The organism is Bosea sp. PAMC 26642, from assembly GCF_001562255.1.
GTDB lineage: Bacteria > Pseudomonadota > Alphaproteobacteria > Rhizobiales > Beijerinckiaceae > Allobosea.
The window spans coordinates 75490-100216 of the sequence record NZ_CP014301.1 but is presented as its reverse complement, the minus strand read 5'-3'; the positions used below and the strand labels follow the sequence as shown (position 1 = coordinate 100216).

Sequence of the window (24727 nt, the reverse complement as noted above, 5' to 3'; positions counted from 1 at the left end):
CGGGCAATAAAGGAGGCCGTGCTGACGACGGCTCGATGCGCGGGTTTGGACAGGGATTAAGTGGTTTTTTGCTGGATCGTGGCCATTTCACGATCCGAAAGGAGCCAACGCCATGTCGGAACCTGACAAAAACGCCTCAGACTCGGAGTTGCGCGCAAGACTGGGCTCCCTGAAGACCGCGATCAAGCGGGCCGAAGAGAGCGAAAAGCCGGGCGCGAGCCGGGCTGGGAAGGACGGAGCCCTGGCAGGCGCCATGTCCTCCGGTTTCCGCGCCGCAACCGATCTCGCAGGCGGCATCATCGCGGGTGCCCTTATCGGGGTGCTGGCGGACCGGTGGCTGGGAACCTCTCCGTTCCTGCTGATCGCCTTCCTGGCGATCGGTACCATCGCCGGTTTTCGCTCCGTCTATCGGCTCGGCGCACGTCCGACCTCCGGGTCGGGACCGGCTGCGCCGAAAGAATGACCGAGGCAGGCGGCCGTCAGGCCGCGCGACGAGGGTAACGGAACCATGGCGGCTGGCGGCGGAATCGATCCGATCCACCAATTCGAAATCCGACCGATCGTGCCGCTGCGCCCGTTCGGCCTCGATCTGTCCTTCACCAATGCATCGCTGTTCATGGTCCTGACGGTCGCCGCCGTGTCGGTGATCATGATCTACGGCTCGAGCCAGCGCGCCACCGTTCCCGGCCGCCTGCAGTCGCTCGCCGAGATCATCTACGAATTCGTCGCCTCGACCGTCACTGGCGTGATGGGCAAGGACGGCATGCGCTTCTTCCCCTTCGTGTTCTCGCTGTTCATGTTCGTGCTGATGGCGAACATGCTGGGCATGGTGCCGGGCTCCTTTACCGTCACCAGCCACATCATCGTCACTGCCGCCTTCGCCTTCCTCGTGATCGGCGTCGTGCTGGTCTATGGCATCATGAAGCATGGCAGCCATTTCTTCGGCCTGTTCGTGCCGTCGGGCGTGCCAGGCTGGCTGCTGCCGTTCATGGTGCTTATCGAGGCCGTTTCCTTCGTCTCGCGGCCGATTTCGCTGTCCCTTCGCCTGTTCGGCAACATGCTGGCCGGCCATATCGCGCTCAAGGTCTTCGGCGGCTTCGTCGTCGCGCTGCTGGCGAGCGGGGGCGTCGGCCTGATCATCGCGCCGCTGCCGCTGCTGCTGGCGATCGCGCTCACCGCGCTCGAATTCCTCGTCGCCTTCCTGCAGGCCTATGTCTTCGCGATCCTGACCTGCGTCTATCTCAACGATGCGCTGCATCCGGGCCACTGAGGCCCGACCAGAGCTCGCGAGACGTCCACCCACCACTCACGCTTTTCACACCGGAGAAAGACCATGGATCCCGTTGCAGCCAAGTATCTCGGCGCTGGCCTCGCCTGCCTCGGAATGGGCCTCGCCGCCATCGGCGTCGGCACCATCTTCGGCAACTTCCTCTCGGGCGCCCTGCGCAATCCGTCGGCCGCCGACGGCCAGTTCGGTCGCGCGTTCATCGGCGCGGCGCTGGCGGAAGGCCTCGGCATCTTCTGCTTCGTCGTCGCGCTCGTCCTGATGTTCGTGCTCTGACGCTCGCGTCAGACGCCGACACCATTGAACTCCGGCGCCTCTCGATGCGCCGGAGTCGAGAAACCACCGCAACAGCCCGGCTGAAAGGCGTCTCCATGCCGCTTCGATCTGCAACTGCCTTCGGACGAGGACTGGTCGCTTGCGCCACCCTGCTCGTGGCCGCTGCCGCTCAGGCCGCGACGCCGCTCAGCGGCGAAAAGGCGGCGTTCCCGCCCTTCGATGCCAGGACCTTCGCCGGGCAGTTGTTCTGGCTCGCGATCACCTTCGGCCTGCTCTACTGGCTGATGTCGAAGGTCGCACTGCCGCGCGTCGGCGCCATCCTGGCAGACCGGGCGAGCGCGATCTCGCGCGATCTCGACGAGGCCGCCCAGATGCAGGCCAAGGCCGAGGACACCGCCAAGGCTTATGAGACGGCCCTGACCGAAGCCCGCAAGAACGCGCAGTCGATCGCGCAGGCCTCACGCGATGCCGGCGCCAAGGCTTCCGACGAGCGGCGCAAGACGGTCGAGGCGGAGCTCTCGGCCAAGCTCGACGCGGCCGAAGCCAGCATCGCCGGCACCAAGTCGGCGGCGATGTCGAATGTGCGCAGCCTCGGCAGCGAGGTCGCGATCGCGATCGTGACCAAGTTGACCGGCGAGGCCCCGAGCGCAGCCGAGGTTTCGAATGCGGTCGATCAGGCCATGGCGCGGGGCTGAGGAGACATCACATGGATACCTTCTGGGTCGGCGTCGCCTTCGTCATCTTCATGGGCATTCTCGCCAAGTTCGGCGTGCACAAGAAAATCACCGGTGCGCTCGATGCGCGTGGCGAGATGGTGGCGCGCGAACTCGCCGAAGCCCGCCGCCTGCGGCAGGACGCGGAGAAGCTGCTCGCCGAATACGAGGCCAAGCGCAAGGCCGCCGAGTCGGAGGCTGCCAGCATCATCGCCGCGGCCAATGAGGAGGCCAAGCGCCTCGCAGCGGAGGCCGAGACGAAGCTGAACGAGTTCGTCGTCCGCCGCACGAAGTCGGCCGAGGACAAGATCGCTCAGGCCGAGATCCAGGCCGAGGCCGAGGTCCGGGCCGCGGCCGCCGAGGCTGCGACACGCGCCGCCGAGACGATCCTGCGCAGCCAGATGGGCGGCAAGGCCGGCGACGCCGCTTTCAGCGCCGGGCTGCAAGAAATCAAGGCCAAGCTGAACTGAGGTCTGCGGCTTTCGCTACGAGATTGGCGCCGTGTTCCCAGAGGGGAGCACGGCGTTTTCATTACAGGCTGTCGCGCGCTTGAGAACGGCCCGGGCCCAAACGTTCCCCCTCCAAATCCAGCAGAGCGCTACGTCATCCCGGACAAGCCGCGTAGCGGCGCCGATCCGGGATCCATCGTAAGACTCCGCGGCGCTCTATGATGGATCCCGGATCTCCGCTTCGCTGCGTCCGGGATGACGGCGTGTGTGTTGGGAATGCGAGAAAGATCGAACGGACGGCGGTTGCGAAATGATCGCCTTCAGTTGATTGCCGTAACCGTCCTGGACTCGGCGGGCGAGTGCACCGCCGGCTTCTGCTCGCCCTGCGCCGCCTTCGGCCTGGGCTTGCGCGGCTGGATCGTCGAGGTGACGATGCCGTGGGGGGTGTCGAGGCCGTAGATGTCCTCGCGGAACTGGACGAGGCCGTCGGCGCCCTGCCAGCCAGTGAGATAGACCCAGGCGACCGGAACCGACTTCTTCAGCCTGATGTCCTTGCGCTCGTTCTTCGCAATCTCGGCCTCCAGCGCCGGCAGCGTCCACTCCGTTCCTTCGAGCAGCCAGGCAGCAAGATCGCGCACACCCTCGATGCGAGCGCAGCCCGATGAGTTGAAGCGAACATCGTTGCGGAACAGCGTCTGCTTGGGCGTGTCGTGCATGTAGACCGCCTCAGTGTTGGGCATGTCGATCTTGAGCTGGCCGAGCGCATTGAGGGGGCCCGGATCCTGCCTCACCGTGAAATAGGGCGAGGTCAGGCTCGCCCATTTGACCGTCGCCGGATCTATCTCGCGGTTCTCGGCGCCGAGCAGCTTCATGTGCGATTTCGTGACGAAGTCGGGCTCCCGGCGCATATGCGGGATGATGTCGGCCTTCACGATGGAGGTCGGCACCGTCCAGTAGGGGTTCAGATTGACCGAGGTGATATTGGCCTGCAGCACCGGCGAGGGCCGATCGGGCCTGCCGACGATCGCCAGATGCCGGCGCTGGACGACGCCGTTCTGCACGGCCTCGACGCTGGCGCCGGGAATGTTGACCACGACATAGCGCTCGGCAAACGGAAAGGCGGTGCTCTTCAGCCGCTCCAGGCTCGCGGTGAGCTGGTTCAGCCGCGTCTCGACAGGGGTGTTCATCGCCTTCAGCGTCAGGCGTCCGACCGTACCGAGTTCGGAGAGGCCGTGGCGACGCTGGAAGCGCTTCACCGCTGCGACCACTTCGGCATCGTAGATATCGCCGGGTAGCAACGCGGGCGGCAGGTCGCCGCTGAGCATCAGCCGCTGCTTCAGCGCCGCGACATCGGGGCCCTGTGCATCGGGCTTCAGCGCCGTGACCGCTGACGGCACCTTCGGCCATCCGCCACGGCCGGCTATGTCCTCATGTGCGATCAGCGCCTCGAGCGTGCGGTCATAGGTGTTGGGGCCGTAGCTCGGCTCATTGGCGCGCGCGGCTGCGCCGCCCAGCACGAGGGCGACGACGACGAGGGTGGCTCGGGCGGAACGCAGAGACATGAAACGATCCCAAAATGCGCCATGGACGCATCTGGAAGCTTCGGTCGCACATGGTCAAGGAAGGCTTAAGGCGGAGGGGAATTGCGTGTCAGAATGTTTCGCGTTGGACGAGCTTGCCCATCATCGTCATCGTGACTAGAATGACCATAACCGCTTAACGAAGCAGGTGAAGCATGAGCGCAGTTTCAAAGGAAACTTGGACAGTCGCCAGCGCCAAGGCTCGCTTTTCCGAGTTCATCGAGAGCGCGCGGTCGGATGGACCGCAGATCGTAACCCGGAACGGCAAACCCGCTGCGGTTCTGGTATCGTCCGAGGACTGGGAGCGAACAGCGTCTCGCGAGGAGAACCTGTTCGATTTCCTGCGGAATTCGCCGTTGCGTGGCGCCGATCTCGATCTGGAGCGGCTAGACGAAAAGCCGCGCGACCTCGACCTATGACGTTCCTGCTCGATACAAACGTCGTCTCGGAACCGCAGAAACCGCGTCCAGCTGCGGCAGTAGAGCGTTTTTTCCGAGAAACGCCGGAGCGCAACCTCTATGTCAGCGTGGTCACAACCGCAGAACTTTACCGCGGACTTGCGTTGATGACACCGGGCCATCGCCATTTCGCATTGTCGCGGTGGATTACCGAAGCGCTTCCGCGACGCTTCGGTGGACGGCTCCTGCCCGTCACGGTTTCAATTGCCGCCCGCTGGGGCGATATCATGGCCCATTCTCACCGCACCGGGCTGAACATGTCCATCATGGACGGATTCCTGGCGGCAACGGCGGCGGAACACGACCTCACGCTCGCTACCCGCAACGTCCGACATTTCGCTGATCTCGGCGTGCCCGTCTTCAACCCCTGGGACGAAGCCTGACTTCGCCCTACTCCGCTGCCTCCGATATCGGCCGGGGCGCAACCCATTTCAGCACCGGCTGTCGCGCGGCCCTCGTCTCGTCGAGACGGCGGATCGGGGCGTGGTGGGGCGCTCCGGTGAAGCGGGCCTTGTCGTTGCCCTTCGCCGCCATCGCAAGATCGCGCAGGGTCGCGATGAAGAGATCGAGCGAGGCCTTCGATTCCGATTCGGTCGGCTCGACCAGCATGGCGCCGTGGACCACGAGCGGGAAATACACCGTCATCGGGTGATAGCCCTCGTCGATCATCGCCTTGGCGAAATCGAGCGTGGTGACGCCGGTGCCCTTCAGCCATTCGTCGTCGAACAGCGCCTCGTGCATCGAGGGGTGGTCGGGATAAGGCAGCGACATCAGATCCTGCAGACCGGCGCGGATGTAATTGGCGTTCAGTACGGCATCCTCGGAGGCCTGCTTCATGCCGTCGGAGCCGTGGCTGAGCATATAGGTCAGGGCGCGGACATACATGCCCATCTGGCCGTGGAAGGCGGTGATGCGGCCGAAGGGCGCGTTGCCCTGCGGAGCATCTCCCTTGTGCTCGACGAGGCGCGGGGCATCGCCGTCGAGATGGATGAACGGCACCGGCGCGTAGGGCGCGAGCCTCGCCGACAGCACCACGGGCCCGGAGCCGGGCCCGCCGCCGCCATGGGGCGTCGAGAAGGTCTTGTGCAGATTGATGTGCATGGCGTCGACGCCGAGATCGCCGGGCCTCGCCTTGCCGACGATGGCGTTGAAGTTGGCGCCGTCGCAATAGAAATACGCGCCGGCCTCATGCATCGCGGCGGCGATCTCGACGATCTGCGGCTCGAAGATGCCGCAGGTGTTGGGGTTGGTCAGCATGATCGCGGCAATGTCGGGACCGAGCAGCGCCTTGACGTCCTCGACCGCGACCGTGCCGTCCGCGCGGGCCGGGACGGAGCGCACCGAGAAGCCGATCAGCGCGGCCGTCGCCGGGTTGGTGCCATGGGCCGATTCGGGCACGAGCACGACATTGCGGCTGGCGCCCTCGCCCTTGGCGGCGATGGCGGCCTTGATCGCCATCATGCCGCAGGCCTCGCCATGGGCGCCGGCCTTGGGCGAGAGCGCGACGGCGGGCATGGCTGTCAGCGTCATCAGGTAATGCGAGAGCTGCAGCATCACGTCGAGCGCGCCCGGCACAGTCGAGACCGGCTGGAGCGGGTGGACGTCGGAGAAGCCCGGCAGCCGCGCCATCTTCTCGTTCAGGCGGGCATTGTGCTTCATCGTGCAGGAGCCGAGCGGAAAGAGCCCGGTGTCGATGCCGTAGTTCTTCTGGCTGAGGCGGACGTAGTGGCGCATCGCCTCGGGCTCGGAGAGGCCCGGCAGGCCGATCTCGCCCTTGCGGGCGTGTGCGCCGAGGCGACTCTTGAAGGGCGCCGGCGGGTCAATGTCAACGCCGGTCGTCTCGTGATGGCCGATCTCGAAGATCAGCGGTTCGATCTGCTGCAGCGCGCGGTTGCCGGTGAAGGTGGGGTGGGATTCGGCAGCGGATTCGCCGGACTGGGTGGGACGTCCCTGACGGTTCAGCATGACAGCACCTCCGCGAGCGCTGCCACGAAGGCCGCCCGGTCCTCATCCGTATTCACTTCGGTGTTCGCCACGATCAGCAGGTCGTCGAGGCCTGCGCCCGGCAGCAGGCGCGAGACCGGGACGCCGCCGAGGATGCCCTTTCGCGCCAGCGCCTCGACGATGTCCGCGGCGGGCTTGGCGAGCTTGACCGTGAACTCGTTGAAGAAGCTCTCGTTGAGCACCGACGCGCCCTTCACCCCGGCGAGCAGGTCGGCGAGCTTGACTGCGTTGGCGTGGTTGACCTGCGCGACGCGCTCCAGACCCGCTTGCCCGAGAAGCGTCATGTGGATGGTGAAGGCGAGGCAGCAGAGCCCGGAGTTGGTGCAGATGTTGGATGTCGCCTTGTCGCGGCGGATGTGCTGCTCGCGGGTCGAGAGCGTCAGGACGAAGCCGCGCTGGCCTTCGCTGTCGACCGTCTCGCCACAAAGGCGTCCCGGCATCTGGCGGATATATTTCGATTTCGCGGCGAAGAGGCCGACATAGGGGCCGCCGAAATTCAGGGCGTTGCCGATCGACTGGCCCTCGCCGACGACGATGTCGGCGCCCATCTCGCCGGGCGCGGTGATCGCGCCCAGCGACATCACCTCGGTGAAGACCGCGATCAGCAGCGCGCCATGGGCGTGAGCCTTCTCGGCGATCGGCGCCAAGTCGCGCAGATTGCCGAAGACGTCGGGATTCTGGACGACGACGCAAGAGGTCTCGTCGTCGATCTGCGCGAGGATGTCCTCGTTTGCAGCGACATCGGCGGGAAGCGACACGACATCGTCGCTCGCCATCTCCGAGAGCGTCCTGACCACGTCGGCATAGTGCGGGTGTAGGCCTCCCGACAGCACGGCCTTGCGTCGCCTGGTGACGCGGTGGGCCATCAGCACGGCCTCGGCGGTCCCGGTCGAGCCGTCATACATCGAGGCGTTGGCGACCTCCATGCCGGTCAGCGCGGCGACCTGGGTCTGGAACTCGAAGAGATATTGCAGCGTGCCCTGCGCGATCTCGGGCTGGTAGGGCGTGTAGCTGGTGAGGAATTCCGAACGCTGGATCAGATGGTCCACGGTCGCGGGAACATGGTGCTTGTAGGCGCCGGCCCCGACGAAGAAGGGCACAGAGGAGGCCGCGACGTTGCGCGCCGCCATCCTGCCCATGATGCGCTCGACCTCAAGTTCGCCCTTGGTGCGAGGAAGATCGAGCGGCGCTTTCAGCAGCTTGTCGGCCGGCACGTCGGAGAACAGCGCGTCGATATCGGGCACGCCGACGCGCGCGAGCATGTCGAGCCGGTCGGTGTCGGTCAGGGGGAGGTAGCGCATGGGAATCCCTTGGTCATTCCGGGGCCGAGCGCAGCGAGGAGCCCGGAACCCATAAACTCGGGTGGTCGGAGGTGTGGCAAAACCGTTCGGCTTCAATCGGCATATGACAACGGATATGGGTTCCGGGCTCAGCGCTGCGCGCTGCCCCGGAATGACGGCGTCACAGCGTCTTGAGGTAGTTCTCGTACTCGGCCTCGCTCATCAAGCCTTCCAGCTCACCGGCATCTGTGAGCTTGAGCTTCAAGAACCAACCCTTGCCGGCCGGGTCCTCGTTGACGGTGCCGGGCGCCGCCTCGAGCGCGCTGTTGACCTCGACGACCTCGCCGGAGACCGGCGCATAGACCTCGGAGGCCGCCTTGACGCTCTCCACCACGGCGGCCTCGCCGCCCTTGGCGACAGCCTTGCCGAGAGCGGGAAGCTCGACGAAGACGACGTCGCCGAGCTGGCCCTGGGCATAATCGGTGATGCCGATCGTGCCGGTGTCGCCCTCGATGCGGATGTATTCGTGGTCCTTGGTGTAGCGGGTCTCGGACATGGGACTTTGGTCTCCAGGAGCAAAAACGGGGGTCGGTTCAGCGCTTGTAGCCGTTGGGGACGAAGGGCATTGCCGCAACGACCGCCGGCAGCGGCTTGCCGCGCACCAGGAGGTCGAGCCGCGTGCCCGGCGCGCTATGGGCCTTGGCGACGTAGCCCATGGCGCAGGGCGCGTTCAGCGTCGGGCCGAAGCCGCCAGAGGTGACCTTGCCGACGATCTCGCCCTCGGGTGTGACGATCTCGGCGCCCTCGCGGGCCGGCGCCCGGCCCTCGGGCAGGAGGCCTACGCGGACGCGCGCAACACCGTCAGCGAATTCGCGCTGGATGCGCGCCGCTCCCGGAAAGCCGCCCTCTTCGCGCCGACGCTTCTGGATCGACCAGGTCAGCGCGGCCTCGACCGGCGAGGTCGCAGTGTCGATATCATGGCCATAGAGGCAAAGCCCGGCTTCGAGGCGCAGCGAATCGCGGGCGCCCAGACCGATGGGCTTGACGGTCGCGTCGAGCAGCAGCGTGTCCCAGATCTCGCCGATCTTGGTGGCGGCGGCGGAAATCTCGTAGCCGTCCTCGCCGGTGTAGCCGGAGCGGCTGAGATTGGCCTTGATGCCTGCAACCTTCATGGTGCGCGAGGTCATGAAGGCCATTTCGGCAGCCTCGGGCGCGAGCTTGGCGAGCGCCGCCTCGGCGGCGGGACCCTGGATCGCGATCAGGCCGCGATGCTCGGCCTTGAGGAGCTTCACGTTCGCCGGCAGGCGCGCCTCGATATGGGCGTAGTCATCCGTCTTGCAGCCGGCGTTGACGACGAGGTAGAGCGCGCCGTCCTCGTCGGGATCGACTGAGCGCGTCACCATCAGATCATCGAGGATGCCGCCCTCCTCGTTCAGCAGCTGCGAATAGCGCTGCTTGCCGGGCGTGAGGTTGAGAATGTCGGCGGGAATCAGTGCTTCGAGCGCGCGCGCCGTGGTTTCGTGGTCGGGGCCGATCAGGAAGGCCTGGCCCATATGAGAGACGTCGAACAGGCCGGCCTTTTCGCGGGTCCAGTTGTGCTCGGTCAGGATGCCCATCGGGTACTGCACCGGCATGTCGTAGCCGGCGAAGGGCACCATGCGGGCGCCGAGCGAGACATGGCGCGCATGGAGCGGGGTCTTGAGCGGGGGAGCGGCCGGCGGCGCAGCAGCGCTCGCAGCAGTATCGGCTTCAGCGGCCTCGGCAGTCATGGACGGCCCCTTCCAGAGTCAAGCGCAAGCCCCGGACGGATGTGTCCGGAACGCGCCCCCTCTGTCTTGGAACCTGAGAGATTTCCCCATGCCGGCAAGACGAGCCGGACAGGTTACACCCGTCGGTGGACGGATTCGCATCCGCCGCTTTCCAGAGTGCCAGTTCCCACGCGGTCCGTTTGCCTGAGCGTTTCCGGGGCGGTTGCGCCTTCGGCGCCGGTGGCCAGCAGGGCTGGCTCCGGACTCTCCCGCGGGGATGTTGCGGCTGTCGGCAGAGATACAAGAGCGCTGCCTTAAGTCAATCGCACCGCTGCCTCGTTTCACGGCAATCGGCGGGCTACCTGCGGCGCGAACGGGCAGGCGCTGCTCCGCCTCCGGAACTCAGGCTGATGATGATCTCGATCTCCCCGCGACCCGGCGGAACGACGATGCCGTCCTCGACATGGGAGAAGTCGGTGCCGCCCTGGCCGGACGAAACCGTGCCGCCGACCCGCGAGGCGCGGCGGGCGACCACGGTGGTGCCGCGCAGAACCTGCGTCGTTAGCGTCCCGTAATAGGCCCCGGGTGTGCCGGCCGGTCCGAGCAGGACGCGCCCCTCGACGCCGACCTTCAGGTTGAAGCCGCCGGCGGGCGTCGGCGCGATGCATTCGCGCGCGAAATTCAGGATCGAGATCTGGTTGCGCAGGCTGCTGCTGTCGGGCCCGCCCTGGGCGCGGATCGCCGCGCCGCCATCGGCGATGATCACTTCGGGACAGATGAAGGTGTTGTCCTCGTCCTTCGGCAACTGCTCGGCCGGCGGGGGCGTCGTCGACTGGAACATCACGACATTCGCGAAGGTCCGCATCGTGCTCGGCTGTCCGGACGAGGAACTCGAGGAGCCGCAGCCCGCCAGGCCGAGGCACAGGAACGGCAAAGCGAGCAGCGGGCTTCTGCGGAACGATGCATCAATCACGGCAAGGTCTCCACGCCGGGGCCAAACCCGTTGAGCGAGACGGGAATGCCCACGCCCTCTTCGGGGGTCTGAAACACGATGAATGTGGCGCTTTTGCCGGTCTTGAGCTGGCCGAGCAACGCGTCGTCCATCACCACCTCGGCGACGCAGCCCGTCGTCAGACAGCGCACGAAACCGGCGCGGCCGATATCCTTGTCGTCGATCTTGAGACCCAGCCCCGACGGCAGCAGCACGCCGAGCGGCGCGACGACGCGCAGGAGCCGGCTCTTCTGGTCGGCGGTCTTCAGCACGATGACGAGCAATGTGAGGTTCGGCCGGTCCTCGGCCGCGACGTTCTGCACCAGCGCGCATTGCTCGGTCTTGGCACCGGGCGGCACCTCGCAGCGCATCTGCCAGTCGCCATGGGTCGACTTGACCGCCCCCTGCGCGCGAGCAGGGGCGACGCCGAGACAGGCGCCCGCGACAGCAAGGCCCATACCCAGGGCAGCCGCAAAGACAGGTCCGATGATCTTGCCCATCCCTGCCGTTCCTCCAGACCAAGGCCCGATTCCGGGCTCCAGAACTTCAATGCGTGGAATCCGGCGGATGCCGACATGCACCTTCGCGCAGGCTCGTTTCCACCACCGCATGTGCCCGTTGGGACCATGCAGGCCCGGTCCTGTCAAGGCGAGAGCCGCCGCGAGGCCGCCTCGTCATGTGTCCAGAGACCATGCCTCGCGTGATTATGCCGCACGGGCTGTGTTGAAGGCCCGCATTGCCCCTCTGGCGCAAGCGTGATCTTTGATTTATCGCAATGCCGAAGAAGGAGGCGGGCCCCGGCGGCCCGACTCGTTCACGCATGGACCGCCCTGAAGACAAGACGCGGGACGATGCGGGCATTCATGAGGAGCTATGTCGAACCGATGCGACTTCTGAGCAGGACATTCGCGACCGTCGCCGCCACGGCCCTCGCCATCGGCACGACGATGATCCCCGACAGCGTCTTGGCCGGAACCGGAATGCCGACGCCCTGGCAGTTGAACCTGCAGGGTCCGGTGACCGAGGTCGCCGAATATATCCACTGGTTCCACGACTGGCTCAACGTCATCATCTTCACGATCACGCTCTTCGTGCTGGGCCTACTGCTTTATGTGGCCTGGCGCTTCAACGAGAAGGCCAACCCGACCCCCTCCAAGACGACCCACAACGCACTGCTGGAAGTCGCCTGGACGGTGATCCCGGTCCTGATCCTGGTCGTGATCGCCATTCCCTCCTTCCGCCTGCTCAAGCTGCAGCTCGAGATTCCGCAGGCCGACGTCACCGTGAAGGTGACCGGCAAGCAATGGTACTGGTCCTATGAGTACCCGCAGGATGCCGGCGCCTTCGGCTTCGATTCGCTGATGCTGGACGAAAAGCAGCGCGCCGAGGCGATCTCCGGCAACAAGATCACCGCCGCCGAGGCGCCGCGTCTGCTCGCCGTCGACAACGAGGCGGTGGTGCCGGTCGGCAAGATCGTTCGCATCCAGGTGACCGGCGCCGACGTCATTCACAAGTTCACTGTACCGTCCTTCGGCATCAAGATCGACGCCATCCCGGGCCGGCTGAACGAAACCTGGTTCAAGGCCGATCGCGAAGGCATCTATTACGGCCAGTGCTCGTTCATCTGCGGGCAGAACCACGCCTATATGCCGATCGCGTTCCGGGTCGTCAGCGCCGAGCGCTATGCCACCTGGCTGACCGAATCGAAACAGAAATTCGCCAATGCCGACGACGCGGCCAGCAAGGTCGCGGCCGCCTCGCAGTAAGGCGACGTCCCATTCTTCGGCACGGGCTTTTCCGCGCCGCCCTCGATCGACCGACCGTGCGAAGCCTTTTCGCAAAAGGAGACCAACCCATGGCAACAGCGGCTCACGACGCCCACGGCCACGGACATGACGAGGCCCACCACGCCAACCCGACCGGGTGGCGCCGCTGGCTGCTGTCGACCAATCACAAGGACATCGGCACGCTCTATCTGTGCTTCTCGATCATGGCGGGACTGGTCGGCGGCTTCCTGTCGATCATGATGCGGATCGAGCTGCAGCAGCCGGGCCTCCAGATCTTCGCCAACGGCCAGAGCTACAACGTCTTCGTTACCGGCCACGGCCTGATCATGATCTTCTTCATGGTCATGCCCGCCGTCATCGGCGGCTTCGGCAACTGGTTCGTGCCGCTGATGATCGGCGCGCCGGACATGGCCTTCCCGCGCATGAACAACATCTCGTTCTGGCTGACGGTGGCGGGCTTCATCCTGCTGGTCACCTCGATGTTCATGGAAGGCGCACCCGGCGCCCATGGCGTCGGCACGGGCTGGACGATCTACCCGCCCTTCTCCTCGGCCGGCCACCCCGGCCCGTCGGTCGATTTCGGCATCCTGTCGCTGCATCTTGCAGGCGCGGCCTCGATCCTGGGCGCGATCAACTTCATCACCACGATCCTGAACATGCGCGCGCCCGGCATGACCATGCACAAGATGCCGCTGTTCGCCTGGGGCGTGCTGGTGACGGCCTTCCTGCTGCTGCTGGCGCTGCCGGTGCTGGCGGGCGCCATCACCATGCTGCTGACCGACCGCAATTTCGGCACGACCTTCTACGACCCGGCCGGTGGCGGCGATCCGATCCTGTACCAGCACCTGTTCTGGTTCTTCGGACACCCGGAAGTCTACATCATGATCCTGCCGGCCTTCGGCATCGTCAGCCACATTATCTCGACCTTCTCGAAGAAGCCGATCTTCGGTTATCTCGGCATGGCCTACGCCATGGTCGCGATCGGCGTCGTCGGCTTCATCGTGTGGGCGCACCACATGTACACCGCCGGCCTGTCGCTCAACACGCAGCGCTATTTCGTGTTCGCGACGATGGTGATCGCGGTGCCGACCGGCATCAAGATCTTCTCCTGGATCGCCACGATGTGGGGCGGCTCGATCCGCTTCACGGCGCCGATGGTCTGGGCGATCGGCTTTATCTTCCTGTTCACGGTCGGGGGCGTCACCGGCGTCGTGCTGGCCAATGCCGGCGTCGACCGCTCGCTGCACGCGACCTATTACGTGGTGGCGCATTTCCACTACGTGCTGTCGCTTGGCGCCGTGTTCGGCATCTTCGCGGGCTTCTACTACTGGTTCCCGAAGATGAGCGGCTATGTGATCCCCGACTGGATCGGCAAGCTGCATTTCTGGGTCGCCTTCTTCGGCGCCAACCTGCTGTTCTTCCCGCAGCACTTCCTCGGGCTTGCCGGTATGCCGCGCCATTATGCGGATTATCCGGACGCCTTCGCCGGCTGGCATTTCTGGTCGTCGATCGGCTCCTACATCTTCGCGGCCGGGCTGCTGATCTTCTTCTACGGCCTCTTCGTCGCCTTCTCCCGTAAGGAACTGGCCGGCGACAATCCGTGGGGCGAAGGCGCCACCACGCTGGAATGGACGCTGCCCTCGCCGCCGCCCTTCCACCAGTTCGAGACCCTGCCGCGCATCACCGGCTCGGACCACTGAGACAACAGGCGGCGGGCCCGACAAAGGCCCGCCGCCGCCCCTCTCCCGAGCGCCTCGACGGGCGTTCCGGAGACGGGCGGCCAGGCCGCTCCTCAAGACCACAGCGCGGCGATACCGCGTTCCAAGAAGCGAAACGGTCGTCAGTTCATGTCCGCAGCGTTCGACACCATCGAGACCCGTTCCGAAGGCGTCGCCCTGACCTCGACGGGTGAGGCGCGCGACTTCTTCGCCCTGCTCAAGCCGCGCGTGATGGTCCTGGTCATCGTCACGGCGCTGGGCGGCATGGCGACCGCTCCCGGCCACATCCACCCTGTTCTGGGTCTCGCCGCGCTGCTGGCGATCGCGGTCGGCGCCGGAGCGTCGGGCTGCCTCAACATGTGGTACGACGCCGATATCGACGCGCTGATGACGCGCACCGCCAAGCGGCCGATCCCCGCGGGACGGGTGTTGCCCTCGGAGGCGCTGGCCTTCGGGCTGACGCTGTCGGCCGGCTCGGTCATCGTGCTGGGGCTCGTCGCCAACATGCTGGCGGCGGCCATGCTGGCCTTCACGATCTTCTTCTACGCCGTGGTCTACTCGATGTGGCTGAAGCGCTCGACGCCGCAGAACATCGTCATCGGCGGCGCCGCCGGGGCCTTCCCACCGATGATCGGCGAAGCCGTGGTGACGGGCGATTTCGGCCTGCACTCGCTCGTGCTCTTCGCCATCATCTTCCTGTGGACACCGCCGCATTTCTGGGCACTGGCGCTGGTCAAGGCGCAGGACTATGCGCGCGCCGGCATTCCGATGCTGCCCAACGTCGCCGGCCCGGCCGCGACGCGCCGCCAGATCGTCGCCTATTCGCTGGTGATGGCGCCAGTCGCCGTGCTGCCGGCCCTGATGGGCTTCGGCGGGCTGGTCTATCTCGTGGTCTCGATCGCGACCGGAGCGGTCATGGTCGGCCTGTCGATCCGCGTGCTGCGGACGACCGAGGGTGAGGCCGCGAACAAGGCCGCCTATTCGCTGTTCGGCTTCTCGATCCTCTATCTGTTCCTGCTGTTTGCCGTCCTGCTGGCCGAGAACAGCCTCGGGTTGATGTGGGCGCTGCCCAAGGTGATCGGATGAACGAGCCGCGCAAGGTGCCGGTCGCCGCCTTCTCGCCGGAGGACATGGCAAGGCGTCGGCGACGTTCGGTGGCGCTCGCCCTCGTGCTCGCCGGGCTGGTCGTATTCTTCTTCGTGGTAACGCTGGTCAAGACCGGGCCCGCCATCATGAACAGGCCGCTGTGATGGCGACCGTGTCCGGGAAAACCGCCAATCTCCAGCGCACGGCGCTGGTCTGCGCGGGCGTGGCCATGGGCATGACCGGCCTCTCCTTCGCGGCCGTGCCGCTCTACGACATGTTCTGCAAGGCGACCGGCTTCGGCGGCACGCCGATGGTCGGTACGGCGGGCGCCGGGCGCATTCTCGACCGGACCATGTCCGTGCGCTTCGATGCCAATGTCGCGCCGGGGCTGGGCTGGCGCTTCGAACCGGAAAGCCCCGAGATCAACCTGCGCGTCGGGCAGACGCAGACGGTGTTCTACAAGATCACCAACCGCTCGGACAGGACCTCGACGGGTATCGCGACGTTCAACGTCACACCCGACAAGGGCGCGGCCTATTTCGTCAAGATCCAGTGCTTCTGCTTCACCGAGCACACGCTGCAGCCGGGCGAGACGCTGGAGGCGCCGGTGGTGTTCTATATCGACCCCGAGATCGCGGATAATCGCGATCTCAACGGCGTCAATTCGCTGACCCTGTCCTACACCTATTTTCCCTCGCGAGCGGGCCAGCCCGTCGCCGAGGGCAAATCAGGCGCCGTGGCGGGTGACGCGGCCAAGTCGAACCTGTAATACGAGCGAAGCCTGAGCGCTGCGCTTTTTAGAAGTCGGACGCGGAGACTGATCACGATGGCCGGGGCCCATACCAAGAACCACGACTACCACCTCGTCGATCCGAGCCCGTGGCCGATCGTCGGCGCGGGCAGCGCCACGATCATGGCCATCGGGGCCGTGATGTGGATGAAGGCGCTGATGCTGGGCGGGATGAAGCTCGGCCCGCTGGTTTTCGGCATCGGCACGCTCGGCGTGCTCTACACCATGCTGGCCTGGTGGATGGACGTGGTCCGCGAGGCTGAGCACGAGGGCCACCACACCCGCGTCGTCCAGATGCATCACCGCTACGGGATGCTGATGTTCATCGCCTCGGAGGTGATGTTCTTCGTCGCCTGGTTCTGGGCCTTCTTCGATGCGAGCCTGTATTCCAGCGAGGCGATAAACTTCACCCGCCAGGAGTTCACCGGCGGCGTCTGGCCGCCCAAGGGCATCGCAACCTTCGACCCCTGGCACCTGCCGCTGCTGAACACGCTGATCCTGCTGACCTCGGGCACCACCGTGACCTGGGCGCATCACGCGCTGATCCATGGCGATCGCGCCGGGTTGAAGCAGGGCCTGTGGCTGACGGTGATCCTCGGCATCCTGTTCACGGCCTGCCAGATCTACGAGTACTCGCATGCCAGCTTCGCTTTCAGCGGCCACATCTACGGCGCGACCTTCTTCATGGCGACCGGCTTCCACGGTTTCCATGTCTTCATCGGCACGATCTTCCTCGCGATCTGCCTGTACCGGGCCTATCTCGGCCACTTCAAGCCGGACCAGCATCTCGGCTTTGAGTTTGCCGCCTGGTACTGGCATTTCGTCGACGTGGTCTGGCTGTTCCTGTTCGCCGCGATCTATGTCTGGGCGTCCGGCTCGGGCGTGGCTGCCGCGGCCCACTGACCACGCCGCCGCATTGGGATACGGCAAAGGCGGCCGCAAGGCCGCCTTTGCGCTTTTACACGATGCCGGAAGGAGGCCGCCATGGCCGAAGACACCCCGATCCTGCCCTCGCCCTACAAGACAGGCCTGGCAGGCCGCTGCCCGCGCTGCGGGGAGGGCAAGCTGTTCGACGGCTTCCTGAAGGTGCGCCCGCGCTGCGCCGCTTGCGGGCTCGACTTTTCCTTCGCGGATTCGGCCGACGGGCCGGCGGTGTTCATCATGCTGATCGCAGGCTTCGCGGTGCTGGGCGCGGCGCTCTATGTCGAGATCGCCTATGAACCGCCGATCTGGCTGCACATGGCGATCTGGCTTCCGCTTTCGGTGATCGTGTGCCTGGCGATGCTGCGGCCGATGAAGGGCCTCGCGGTCGCGCTGCAATATGCCAACAAGGCCGAGGAAGGCAGGCTCGAGAAGTGAGCGAAGCGCTGTCCACGGCGCCTCAGCCGCGACTGCTCTGGCCGGCGATCCTGACGGTGGCAGGGACGCTGGTGCTGTGTGCGCTCGGCGGCTGGCAGTTGATGCGGATGGGTGAGAAGCGTGCCTTCATCGAGCGACTGGATTCACAGGCTTCAGGCGCACCGGCCGGAATGCCCGCGGCCTCGACATGGGCGGGTCTCGATCCCACGACGCTCGACCTCACGCGGGTGGCAGCCAGCGGGACGTTCCTCGACACCGGCTTCGCCGGCGTGCGCACGACGATCGCCTCGGGCGGCCCCGGCACGCGCCAGCTGACCGGGTTCGGGCGCTGGATCTTCCAGGGCTTCAAGCTGCAGGATGGCGGCGTCATCCTGGTCAATCGCGGCTTCGTTCCGGAGAGCCGGTTCGGCGAGATCAGGCCGGCGGCAGGGCCTGCGACCGTGACCGGCTATCTTCGCGCCGCCGAGATGCGCGGCTCGTTTACGCCTGACGATCTGCCGGCCAAGCGCGAATTCTATACGCGCGATCCAAGCGCCATCGCGGCCTCGCTGGGTCTCGGCCCGGCCGCGCCGTTCTATCTGGAGGCCGAGCGCCAGGGCGACGGGCTGACGCCGCCCGCCGGCATCGATGCGAAGGAGTTGATCGCGCGCATCCCCGACAACCACCTGCAATATGCGCTGACCTGGTTCGGGCTGGCCCTGACGCTGATCGGGGTGTTCGCGGCCTATGCCTGGCCCAGCCTGAAGGCGGCCCGTCAGGGCTGAGCCGCCATTGATTTTGCCGAATCCGGCGGACCGGCCTATAGCAACATCACGCTCATCGAGACCCAGACCGTGCTGCATGTTTCCACCCGCGGTGAAGCCCCCGCGCTCTCCTTCTCCGACGCTCTGCTGACCGGCCTCGCACGCGATGGCGGGCTCTATGTCCCCAAGGCCTGGCCGGTCCTGCCGCAGGACGAGATCGCCGGATTTTCGGGCAGGCCCTATGCCGACGTTGCCGAACGTGTCATCGGCGCGCTGACCGATGGAGACATCGACGGCAAGGCGCTGGGGGCGATGATCCGGGACGCCTATGCGACCTTCCGGCACCCGGCCGTGTGCCCGCTGACGCAGCTCGGCGACAACCTTTTCGTGCTGGAACTCTTCCATGGCCCGACGCTCGCCTTCAAGGACGTGGCGATGCAGCTGCTCGGGCGGCTGATGGACCATGTTCTGGCGCTGCGCGGCGAGCGCGCCACCATCGTCGGGGCGACCTCGGGCGACACCGGCGGGGCGGCGATCGACGCGTTCAAGGGCCTGTCGCGGGTCGACGTCTTCATCCTGTATCCGCAGGGCCGCGTCTCCGACGTGCAGCGCCGGCAGATGACCACGGTCGATGCCGACAACGTCCACGCCATCGCGGTCGAGGGCACCTTCGACGATTGCCAGAACCTGGTGAAGGCGATGTTCAACCATCATGCCTTCCGCGACGGGATCGGGCTCTCGGGCGTCAACTCGATCAACTGGGCCCGGATCGCGGCGCAGGTGGTCTACTACTTCACCTCGGCCGTGGCGCTGGGCGGCCCTGCCCGCAAGGTTTCCTTCGCGGTTCCGACCGGCAATTTCGGCGACGTGCTGGCGGGCTATGTCGCCAAGCGCATGGGTCTGCCGATCGAGCGGCTGATGATCGGGACCAACAGCAACGACATCCTGGCGCGCACGCTGGCGAGCGGCGCCTACGAGACGAAGGGCGTGCATGCGACGACCTCGCCCTCGATGGATATCCAGATCTCGTCGAACTTCGAGCGCCTGCTGTTCGAGGTTCATGGCCGCGACGGGGCCGCCGTCAGGCGGCTGATGCAGTCGCTGCAGCAATCGGGCCGCTTCGAGATCGCGCCCGGGCCGCTGGCGGCGATCCGCAGCGAGTTCGACGCCACGACTGTGGACGAGCGCGAGGTCGCAGCCGAGATCGGCGCGACGCAGCGCGAGGCCGGCTATCTGCTCGATCCGCATTCCGCCATCGGCATCGTCGCGGCGCGGCGCGCCCTGCTGGCGGACCCTGCCACGCCGGTGATCGCGCTGGGCACCGCGCATCCGGCAAAGTTCCCGGTCGCTGTCGCTGCCGCCAGCGGGATCACCCCGAAGCTGCCCGCGCATCTCGGTGATCTGATGGAGCGCCGGGAGCGCTTCACCCTGCTGCCGAACAACCAGGCTGATATCGAGGATTTCATTCGCGAGACCGCGCGCGCCGTCAAGGGAGCCGCCGCATGAGCGCCACCGGCCCCGCCGAGACGCCCGAGATTGCCGCGCCCAGCGCGACCGCCGGACTTCATGATCCAGATGTCGGCCTGACCACCCTGCCCTCGGGCCTGCGCATCGTTTCGCAGCGCATGGACCATGCCGCGACCGTTTCGCTCGGCATCTGGATCGGGGCGGGCTCACGCGACGAACTTCCCCATGAGCACGGGCTGGCGCATCTGCTGGAGCACATGGCCTTCAAGGGCACGACGCGGCGCAGTGCACTCGACATTGCCGAAGAGATCGAAAGCGTCGGCGGCGATCTCAATGCCGCGACCTCAGTCGAATACACCTGCTATACGGCGCGCGTGCTCGGCAGCGACCTGCCGCTCGCCGTGGACATCCTCAGCGACATCCTGACCTCGCCTTCGCTCACCGAAGAGGAGCTGAAGCGCGAGAAGGGCGTGATCCTGCAGGAGATCAGCGCCGTCCAGGATACGCCCGACGACCTCGTCTACGACCGCTTCCTGCAGGCGGCCTTCCCGGACCAGCCGCTCGGCCGGCCGATCCTGGGCACCGCCAAGACCGTCAAGAGCTTCACCCCCGATGCCATCCGCAGCTATCTGGCGCGGCACTACCATGCCGGGAACATGGTGCTGGCGGCATCGGGCGCCGTCGATCATGACGAATTGGTGGCTCTGGCGCGCGCGCATCTGGCGGCGCTGCCGCCGGCGCCCAACGCCCCGCCCGAGCGTGAAGAGGGGCGCTATCGCGGCGGCGAAGCCCGGGTCAAGGGCGACGAGGAGCAGGTGCATCTGGTGCTGGGTTTTCCCGGCACCGCCTTCAAGGACGGCGCGCACTACCCGCTGCAGATCTTCTCCTCGGTGCTCGGCGGCGGGTTGTCGTCGCGGCTGTTCCAGGAGGTGCGCGAGAAGCGCGGCCTCGCCTATGCGGTCGACGCCTTTCACTGGCCCTTCTCCGATTGCGGCGTGTTCGGCATCAGTGCCGGCACCTCCCCCGACGATGCCGGCGAGTTGATCGAGGTCGCGCTGGCCTGCCTGCGCCAGGCGGCCGAGGACGTCAGCGAAATCGAGGTCGCCCGCGCCCGGGCGCAGATGAAGGTCGGGCTGCTGGCCTCGCTCGAAAGTCCGGGCGGCAAGCTCGAACAGATGGCGAGGCAAGTGCTTATTTTCGGCCGGGCGATCCCGCGCGACGAGCTCGCGGCGCGGCTCGACGCCGTGACGCTGGAGAGCGTGAGGGACGCGGGCCGTTCGCTTCTCGGCCATCAGCCGACGATCGCGGCGGTCGGGCCCCTGCACGGCCTGCCGCCGGCAGCCCGGCTGCGGCAAGCAGCCCGGGCGCGGGACTGACGCGGGATGGCGCTGTTTCGCTTCTCGACCGACCCACCGGCCCGTGCGCTAATCCGCACGCGAAACCTGATCCTGCGCGCACCGCAAGCGACCGACTATGCCGCCTGGGCCGTTCTGCGGGTCGAGAGCCGGGAGTTCCTGACGCCGTGGGAGCCGGTCTGGAACGACGACGACCTGACGCGAACCTCGTTCCGCCTGCGCGTCAAGCGTGCGACGCGCGAAATCGCCAGCGACGAGGCCTATTCGGTTTTCATCACCGACGCGCATAGCGGCCTGCTACTGGGCGGGCTGACGCTGGGTCTGGTGCGCCGGGGCGTCGCGCAGGCCTGCACGCTCGGCTACTGGATGGGGCAACGCCATGCCGGCCAGGGCCACATGACCGAAGCGGTGCTGGGGGCGTTGCGCTTCGCCTTTTCCGAACTCGCGCTGCATCGCGTCGAGGCGGCCTGCCTGCCCAACAACATGCCGTCGCGGCGGCTGCTGGAGCGCGTCGGTTTCCAGCAGGAAGGTCTCGCGCGGGCCTATCTGCGCATCAACGGCGTCTGGGCCGATCATCTGCTCTACGGCATCCTGTCTTCGGACCCCCTGCCGACGATCGAAAAGCGCCGGTGATAGCGCGACGCATCGCCTTGCCCTTGCCACGAGCCGCCGATACGACTGACTCAATTGTCGCAATGACCGCATCCCGCCCCAGAGCCGAGCAGCGCTTGTCCATCCCCGACCGTCTCGTCCGGCTTGGCCTCACCAGCGCCGGCCTCGTTTTCCTGTTCGTGATTGCGCTGCTTGGCCCGGCCCATGCCGTGGACGCGGTGCGGGTTCCGGTGGATGCGCCGGTGCTCGATTTGACCAATGTTGTCGAGCGCAACAAATCCGACGGCGACGTGATCCAGATTTCGACCGCGCCCGGGCCGGACGGCATCGTGCGGCGCATCGCGGTGCGCGCGCGGGAATCGGGCGCGCGGCCCGACTGGATCGTTTTCGCGCTTACCAATGATTCCGACGAGCAGATCGACCGGCTGCTGGTGGCGCCGTTTCACCGGCTGATCGGTTCGGGCGTGGTCTGGCCCGATCTCGGCGATACCCGCATCGAGGCGGTGACGGCGAGCCAGGGCCTGAGGCCGGAGCGCGAAGAAAGCCCCGACGCCGACATCTTCATGATCACGCTCGATCCCGGCGCGACCGTGACCTTCGTCGCCGAGTTGAAATCGCCGAACCTGCCGCAGCTCTATCTGTTCGAGCAGGACGCCTACCGCCAGAAGACCAACGGGCTGACGCTCTACAAGGGCATCATCATCGGCATCGCCGGCCTGCTGGCCCTGTTCCTGACGATCATCTTCGTGGTCAAGGGCGCCGTGATCTTCCCCGCGGCGGCGGCGCTCGCCTGGGCGGTCCTGGCCTATGCGGGGCTGGATTTCGGCTTCTTCCAGCGCATCTTCCCGCTGACGCCGGCGATCGAGCGGATCTACCGCGCCGGCGCCGAGGTGGTGCTGGCGGCGACGCTTCTCGTCTTCCTGTTCGCCTATCTCAACCTGTCGCGGTGGCATGTGCGCTACAGCCACGTCACCATCGTCTGGATGCTGGGTCTCGCCGGGCTCGTGGGTCTTGCCGTCTTCGACGCGCCGATGGCGGCGGGCATCGCGCGGATCTCGATCGCGGCCGTGGCGGCGATCGGCTTCGTCCTGATCCTGCATCTGGCGACGCATGGCTACGAGCGCGCGGTGATGCTGATCCCGACCTGGTTCCTGCTCGCAGTGTGGGTCACGGCGGCGGGCTTCACCGTCACGGGGCAGTTCTCGCGCGATCTGGTGGCGCCGGCGCTGATCGGCGGGCTGGTTCTGATCGTACTCCTGATCGGCTTCACGGTGATCCAGCACGCCTTCGCCGGCGGAGCGCTGTCGCAGGGGCTCGTTTCCGATACCGAGCGGCGCGCACTCGCTTTGTCGGGCTCGGGCGACCTCGTCTTCGACTGGGACGTGACGGCCGACAAGATCTTCGTCTCGCCCCAGGTCGAGACGCTGCTCAATTTGTCGAAGGGCACGCTCGAAGGCTCGGCGGCGCGCTGGCTCGAATACATGCATGTCGCCGATCGGGACCGCTATCGCGTCACGCTCGATGCGGTGATCGAGCAGCGGCGCGGCAAGCTCAATCTCGACATCCGCCTGCGCGCGGCGACCGGCGCCTATCACTGGTTTAATCTGAAGGCGCGGCCGGTCATCGGCTCCGACGGCGAGGTCATCCGCGTCATCGGCACGCTGTCCGACGTGACCGAGCAGCGCACGGCTCAGGAGCGGCTGCTGCACGACGCCGTTCACGACAACCTGACCGGGCTGCCCAACCGCAAGCTGTTCCAGGACCGGCTCTCGGCCGTGTTCGGCTTCTGCCGCGCCGATGACAATATCCGCCCAACCGTGATCGTGATCGACATCGACCGCTTCAAGCAGGTCAACGAATCCGTCGGCTTCTCGGCCGGGGATTCGATCCTGCTGACGCTGGCGCGTCGGCTCGGACGGCTGCTGCGCGCGCAGGACACGCTGGCACGCATCGGCGGCGACACCTTCGCGATGATCCTGGTCTCCGAGCGCGATCCGGAACGCATCCTGGCGCTGGCGGAACTCGTGCGCCGCGCCGTCTCGACGCCTGTGACGTTCTCCGAGCGCGAGATCTTCCTGACGCCCTCGGTGGGCCTGGCCCTGTTCGACCCGGCGCCGGCCGCGCGCAAGGACGATGCGCTGAAAAACGCCGAGCTCGCCATGGCCCACGCCAAGCGGCAGGGCGGCAACAAGATCGAGGTCTTCGTGCCGACGATGCGGACCGACCGCAACGACCGGCTGGCGCTAGAGAGCGATCTGCGCCGTGCCATCGAACGCGGCGAGATCCAGGTGATGTACCAGCCGATCGTCAGGCTGGAGGACCGCACCATCGCGGGTTTCGAGGCGCTGGTGCGCTGGGACCATCCGCGCGAGGGGCGGCTGATGCCGCAGGACTTCCTCGCCATCGCCGAGGAGACGGGGCTGATCGTCGATCTCGGCGTCTATGTGATGGACCGCACGGCGCGCGAGCTCGAAGCCTGGCAGGCGGCACTCGAGGTCGATCCGCCGATCTTCGCCAGCGTCAACGTCTCCAGCCGGCAATTGCTGCGCCACGACCTGCTGCATGATGTGAAGACCGTGCTGGCGCGGCGGCGCGTGCTGCCGGGCACGCTGAAGCTCGAGATCACCGAGAGCCTGGTGATGGAAAACCCGGAATATGCCGCCCAGATGCTGAGCCGCATCCGCGAGTTGGGCGCCGGCCTGTCGCTCGACGATTTCGGTACGGGCTATTCCTCGCTGTCCTATCTGCAGCGCTTCCCCTTCGACACGATCAAGGTCGACCAGAGCTTCGTGCGCGCCATGGGCAACGGCAAGCCGCCGGTGATCCTGCGCTCGATCGTGCAGCTTGCGGCGGACCTGAACATGGATGTCGTCGCGGAAGGGGCAGAGAGCGAGTCCGATGCGATCGAACTCTACCAGCTCGGCTGCCAGTATGCGCAGGGCTATATCTTCGGCCAGCCGATGAGTGCGATGGAAGCGCGCCGGTTGGTGGGGGCGAGCGCGCCGTCGTCGAGCGAGGCGGCCTGA

The 24727-nt window shown here is 66.4% G+C and carries 26 protein-coding genes and 1 riboswitch; of the genes, 19 read left to right on the top strand and 7 right to left on the bottom strand.

Features of this window, described 5'->3' with window-relative positions:
* Positions 1 to 112 precede the first annotated feature (112 nt).
* The 5 genes from AXW83_RS00490 to AXW83_RS00470 all read left to right on the top strand — a co-directional run bounded on the left by AXW83_RS00490 (position 113) and on the right by AXW83_RS00470 (position 2744).
* Positions 113 to 463, top strand: coding sequence for an AtpZ/AtpI family protein (locus AXW83_RS00490; RefSeq protein WP_066609703.1), 351 nt, complete (start codon positions 113 to 115; stop codon positions 461 to 463).
* 45 nt (positions 464 to 508) lie between these two features.
* Positions 509 to 1270 (top strand): F0F1 ATP synthase subunit A, encoded by a 762-nt coding sequence (locus AXW83_RS00485; protein WP_066609702.1) that lies wholly within the window; start codon positions 509 to 511, stop codon positions 1268 to 1270.
* A gap of 63 nt (positions 1271 to 1333) precedes the next feature.
* Positions 1334 to 1561 carry a F0F1 ATP synthase subunit C gene (locus AXW83_RS00480; protein ID WP_066609701.1) on the top strand — a complete coding sequence of 76 codons (228 nt, stop codon included), beginning with the start codon at positions 1334 to 1336 and terminating at the stop codon, positions 1559 to 1561.
* A 95-nt stretch (positions 1562 to 1656) separates the two neighbouring features.
* Positions 1657 to 2256 (top strand): F0F1 ATP synthase subunit B family protein, encoded by a 600-nt coding sequence (locus AXW83_RS00475; RefSeq protein WP_082766861.1) that lies wholly within the window; start codon positions 1657 to 1659, stop codon positions 2254 to 2256.
* An 11-nt stretch (positions 2257 to 2267) separates the two neighbouring features.
* Entirely contained in the window at positions 2268 to 2744 is a 477-nt protein-coding gene (locus tag AXW83_RS00470; protein ID WP_066609699.1) for a F0F1 ATP synthase subunit B family protein, read from the top strand.
* Positions 2745 to 3043: 299 nt separating this feature from the next.
* Here AXW83_RS00470 and AXW83_RS00465 read toward each other — a convergent pair whose 3' ends face one another.
* Positions 3044 to 4285: a L,D-transpeptidase family protein gene (locus AXW83_RS00465; protein WP_066609698.1), complete on the bottom strand. Its 1242-nt coding sequence runs from the start codon at positions 4283 to 4285 to the stop codon at positions 3044 to 3046.
* Positions 4286 to 4458: 173 nt separating this feature from the next.
* On the opposite strand from AXW83_RS00465, the gene AXW83_RS00460 reads away from it, so the two are divergent.
* Both AXW83_RS00460 and AXW83_RS00455 read left to right on the top strand, forming a co-directional pair.
* Positions 4459 to 4722: a type II toxin-antitoxin system Phd/YefM family antitoxin gene (locus AXW83_RS00460; RefSeq protein WP_066609693.1), complete on the top strand. Its 264-nt coding sequence runs from the start codon at positions 4459 to 4461 to the stop codon at positions 4720 to 4722.
* Positions 4719 to 5144 carry a type II toxin-antitoxin system VapC family toxin gene (locus AXW83_RS00455; protein WP_066609692.1) on the top strand — a complete coding sequence of 142 codons (426 nt, stop codon included), beginning with the start codon at positions 4719 to 4721 and terminating at the stop codon, positions 5142 to 5144. Before AXW83_RS00460 ends, AXW83_RS00455 begins: the two co-directional genes overlap by 4 nt.
* 7 nt (positions 5145 to 5151) lie before the next feature.
* Here the strand turns inward: AXW83_RS00455 and gcvPB are convergent, their stop codons facing one another.
* The 6 genes from gcvPB to AXW83_RS00425 all read right to left on the bottom strand — a co-directional run bounded on the left by gcvPB (position 5152) and on the right by AXW83_RS00425 (position 11242).
* Entirely contained in the window at positions 5152 to 6726 is a 1575-nt protein-coding gene (gene gcvPB, locus AXW83_RS00450; protein WP_066609690.1) for an aminomethyl-transferring glycine dehydrogenase subunit GcvPB, read from the bottom strand.
* Entirely contained in the window at positions 6720 to 8066 is a 1347-nt protein-coding gene (gene gcvPA / locus AXW83_RS00445; protein ID WP_066609686.1) for an aminomethyl-transferring glycine dehydrogenase subunit GcvPA, read from the bottom strand. Before gcvPA ends, gcvPB begins: the two co-directional genes overlap by 7 nt.
* Positions 8067 to 8226: 160 nt before the next feature.
* Positions 8227 to 8601, bottom strand: coding sequence for a glycine cleavage system protein GcvH (gene gcvH / locus AXW83_RS00440; protein ID WP_066609684.1), 375 nt, complete (start codon positions 8599 to 8601; stop codon positions 8227 to 8229).
* Positions 8602 to 8638: 37 nt separating this feature from the next.
* A complete protein-coding gene (gcvT, locus tag AXW83_RS00435) occupies positions 8639 to 9814 on the bottom strand; it encodes a glycine cleavage system aminomethyltransferase GcvT (RefSeq protein ID WP_066609682.1) in 1176 nt (391 codons plus the stop codon).
* Between the two features lie 161 nt (positions 9815 to 9975).
* Positions 9976 to 10075: riboswitch (glycine riboswitch) on the bottom strand.
* Positions 10076 to 10151: 76 nt separating this feature from the next.
* Complete coding sequence (locus AXW83_RS00430) at positions 10152 to 10766, bottom strand: hypothetical protein (protein WP_066609679.1); 615 nt, start codon at positions 10764 to 10766, stop codon at positions 10152 to 10154.
* A complete protein-coding gene (locus AXW83_RS00425) occupies positions 10763 to 11242 on the bottom strand; it encodes an invasion associated locus B family protein (RefSeq protein ID WP_236841997.1) in 480 nt (159 codons plus the stop codon). Before AXW83_RS00425 ends, AXW83_RS00430 begins: the two co-directional genes overlap by 4 nt.
* A gap of 426 nt (positions 11243 to 11668) precedes the next feature.
* Here AXW83_RS00425 and coxB point away from each other — a divergent pair, with 426 nt between their 5' ends.
* The 12 genes from coxB to AXW83_RS00370 all read left to right on the top strand — a co-directional run bounded on the left by coxB (position 11669) and on the right by AXW83_RS00370 (position 24727).
* Positions 11669 to 12550: a cytochrome c oxidase subunit II gene (gene coxB, locus AXW83_RS00420; protein ID WP_066619556.1), complete on the top strand. Its 882-nt coding sequence runs from the start codon at positions 11669 to 11671 to the stop codon at positions 12548 to 12550.
* Between the two features lie 89 nt (positions 12551 to 12639).
* Positions 12640 to 14271 carry a cytochrome c oxidase subunit I gene (gene ctaD / locus AXW83_RS00415; RefSeq protein ID WP_066609673.1) on the top strand — a complete coding sequence of 544 codons (1632 nt, stop codon included), beginning with the start codon at positions 12640 to 12642 and terminating at the stop codon, positions 14269 to 14271.
* 147 nt (positions 14272 to 14418) lie between these two features.
* On the top strand, positions 14419 to 15375 hold the full coding sequence (locus tag AXW83_RS00410) for a heme o synthase (RefSeq protein WP_066609672.1): 957 nt from the start codon (positions 14419 to 14421) through the stop codon (positions 15373 to 15375).
* The gene (locus AXW83_RS27450; protein ID WP_168166036.1) at positions 15372 to 15539 is read left to right on the top strand and encodes a hypothetical protein; all 168 of its coding nucleotides are present in this window, start codon (positions 15372 to 15374) and stop codon (positions 15537 to 15539) included. Before AXW83_RS00410 ends, AXW83_RS27450 begins: the two co-directional genes overlap by 4 nt.
* On the top strand, positions 15539 to 16144 hold the full coding sequence (locus AXW83_RS00405; protein ID WP_066609669.1) for a cytochrome c oxidase assembly protein: 606 nt from the start codon (positions 15539 to 15541) through the stop codon (positions 16142 to 16144). Before AXW83_RS27450 ends, AXW83_RS00405 begins: the two co-directional genes overlap by 1 nt.
* A gap of 57 nt (positions 16145 to 16201) precedes the next feature.
* Positions 16202 to 17068: a cytochrome c oxidase subunit 3 gene (locus tag AXW83_RS00400; protein ID WP_066609667.1), complete on the top strand. Its 867-nt coding sequence runs from the start codon at positions 16202 to 16204 to the stop codon at positions 17066 to 17068.
* Positions 17069 to 17149: 81 nt separating this feature from the next.
* Positions 17150 to 17524: a DUF983 domain-containing protein gene (locus tag AXW83_RS00395; protein ID WP_066609664.1), complete on the top strand. Its 375-nt coding sequence runs from the start codon at positions 17150 to 17152 to the stop codon at positions 17522 to 17524.
* On the top strand, positions 17521 to 18288 hold the full coding sequence (locus AXW83_RS00390) for an SURF1 family protein (RefSeq protein ID WP_066609662.1): 768 nt from the start codon (positions 17521 to 17523) through the stop codon (positions 18286 to 18288). Before AXW83_RS00395 ends, AXW83_RS00390 begins: the two co-directional genes overlap by 4 nt.
* Positions 18289 to 18357: 69 nt before the next feature.
* Positions 18358 to 19773 (top strand): threonine synthase, encoded by a 1416-nt coding sequence (gene thrC, locus AXW83_RS00385; RefSeq protein WP_066609660.1) that lies wholly within the window; start codon positions 18358 to 18360, stop codon positions 19771 to 19773.
* Positions 19770 to 21110 (top strand): M16 family metallopeptidase, encoded by a 1341-nt coding sequence (locus AXW83_RS00380; protein WP_066609659.1) that lies wholly within the window; start codon positions 19770 to 19772, stop codon positions 21108 to 21110. The genes thrC and AXW83_RS00380 overlap by 4 nt, the downstream gene beginning before the upstream one ends.
* Positions 21111 to 21116: 6 nt before the next feature.
* A complete protein-coding gene (locus AXW83_RS00375) occupies positions 21117 to 21722 on the top strand; it encodes a GNAT family N-acetyltransferase (RefSeq protein ID WP_066609657.1) in 606 nt (201 codons plus the stop codon).
* Positions 21723 to 21784: 62 nt separating this feature from the next.
* Complete coding sequence (locus AXW83_RS00370) at positions 21785 to 24727, top strand: EAL domain-containing protein (protein ID WP_082766860.1); 2943 nt, start codon at positions 21785 to 21787, stop codon at positions 24725 to 24727.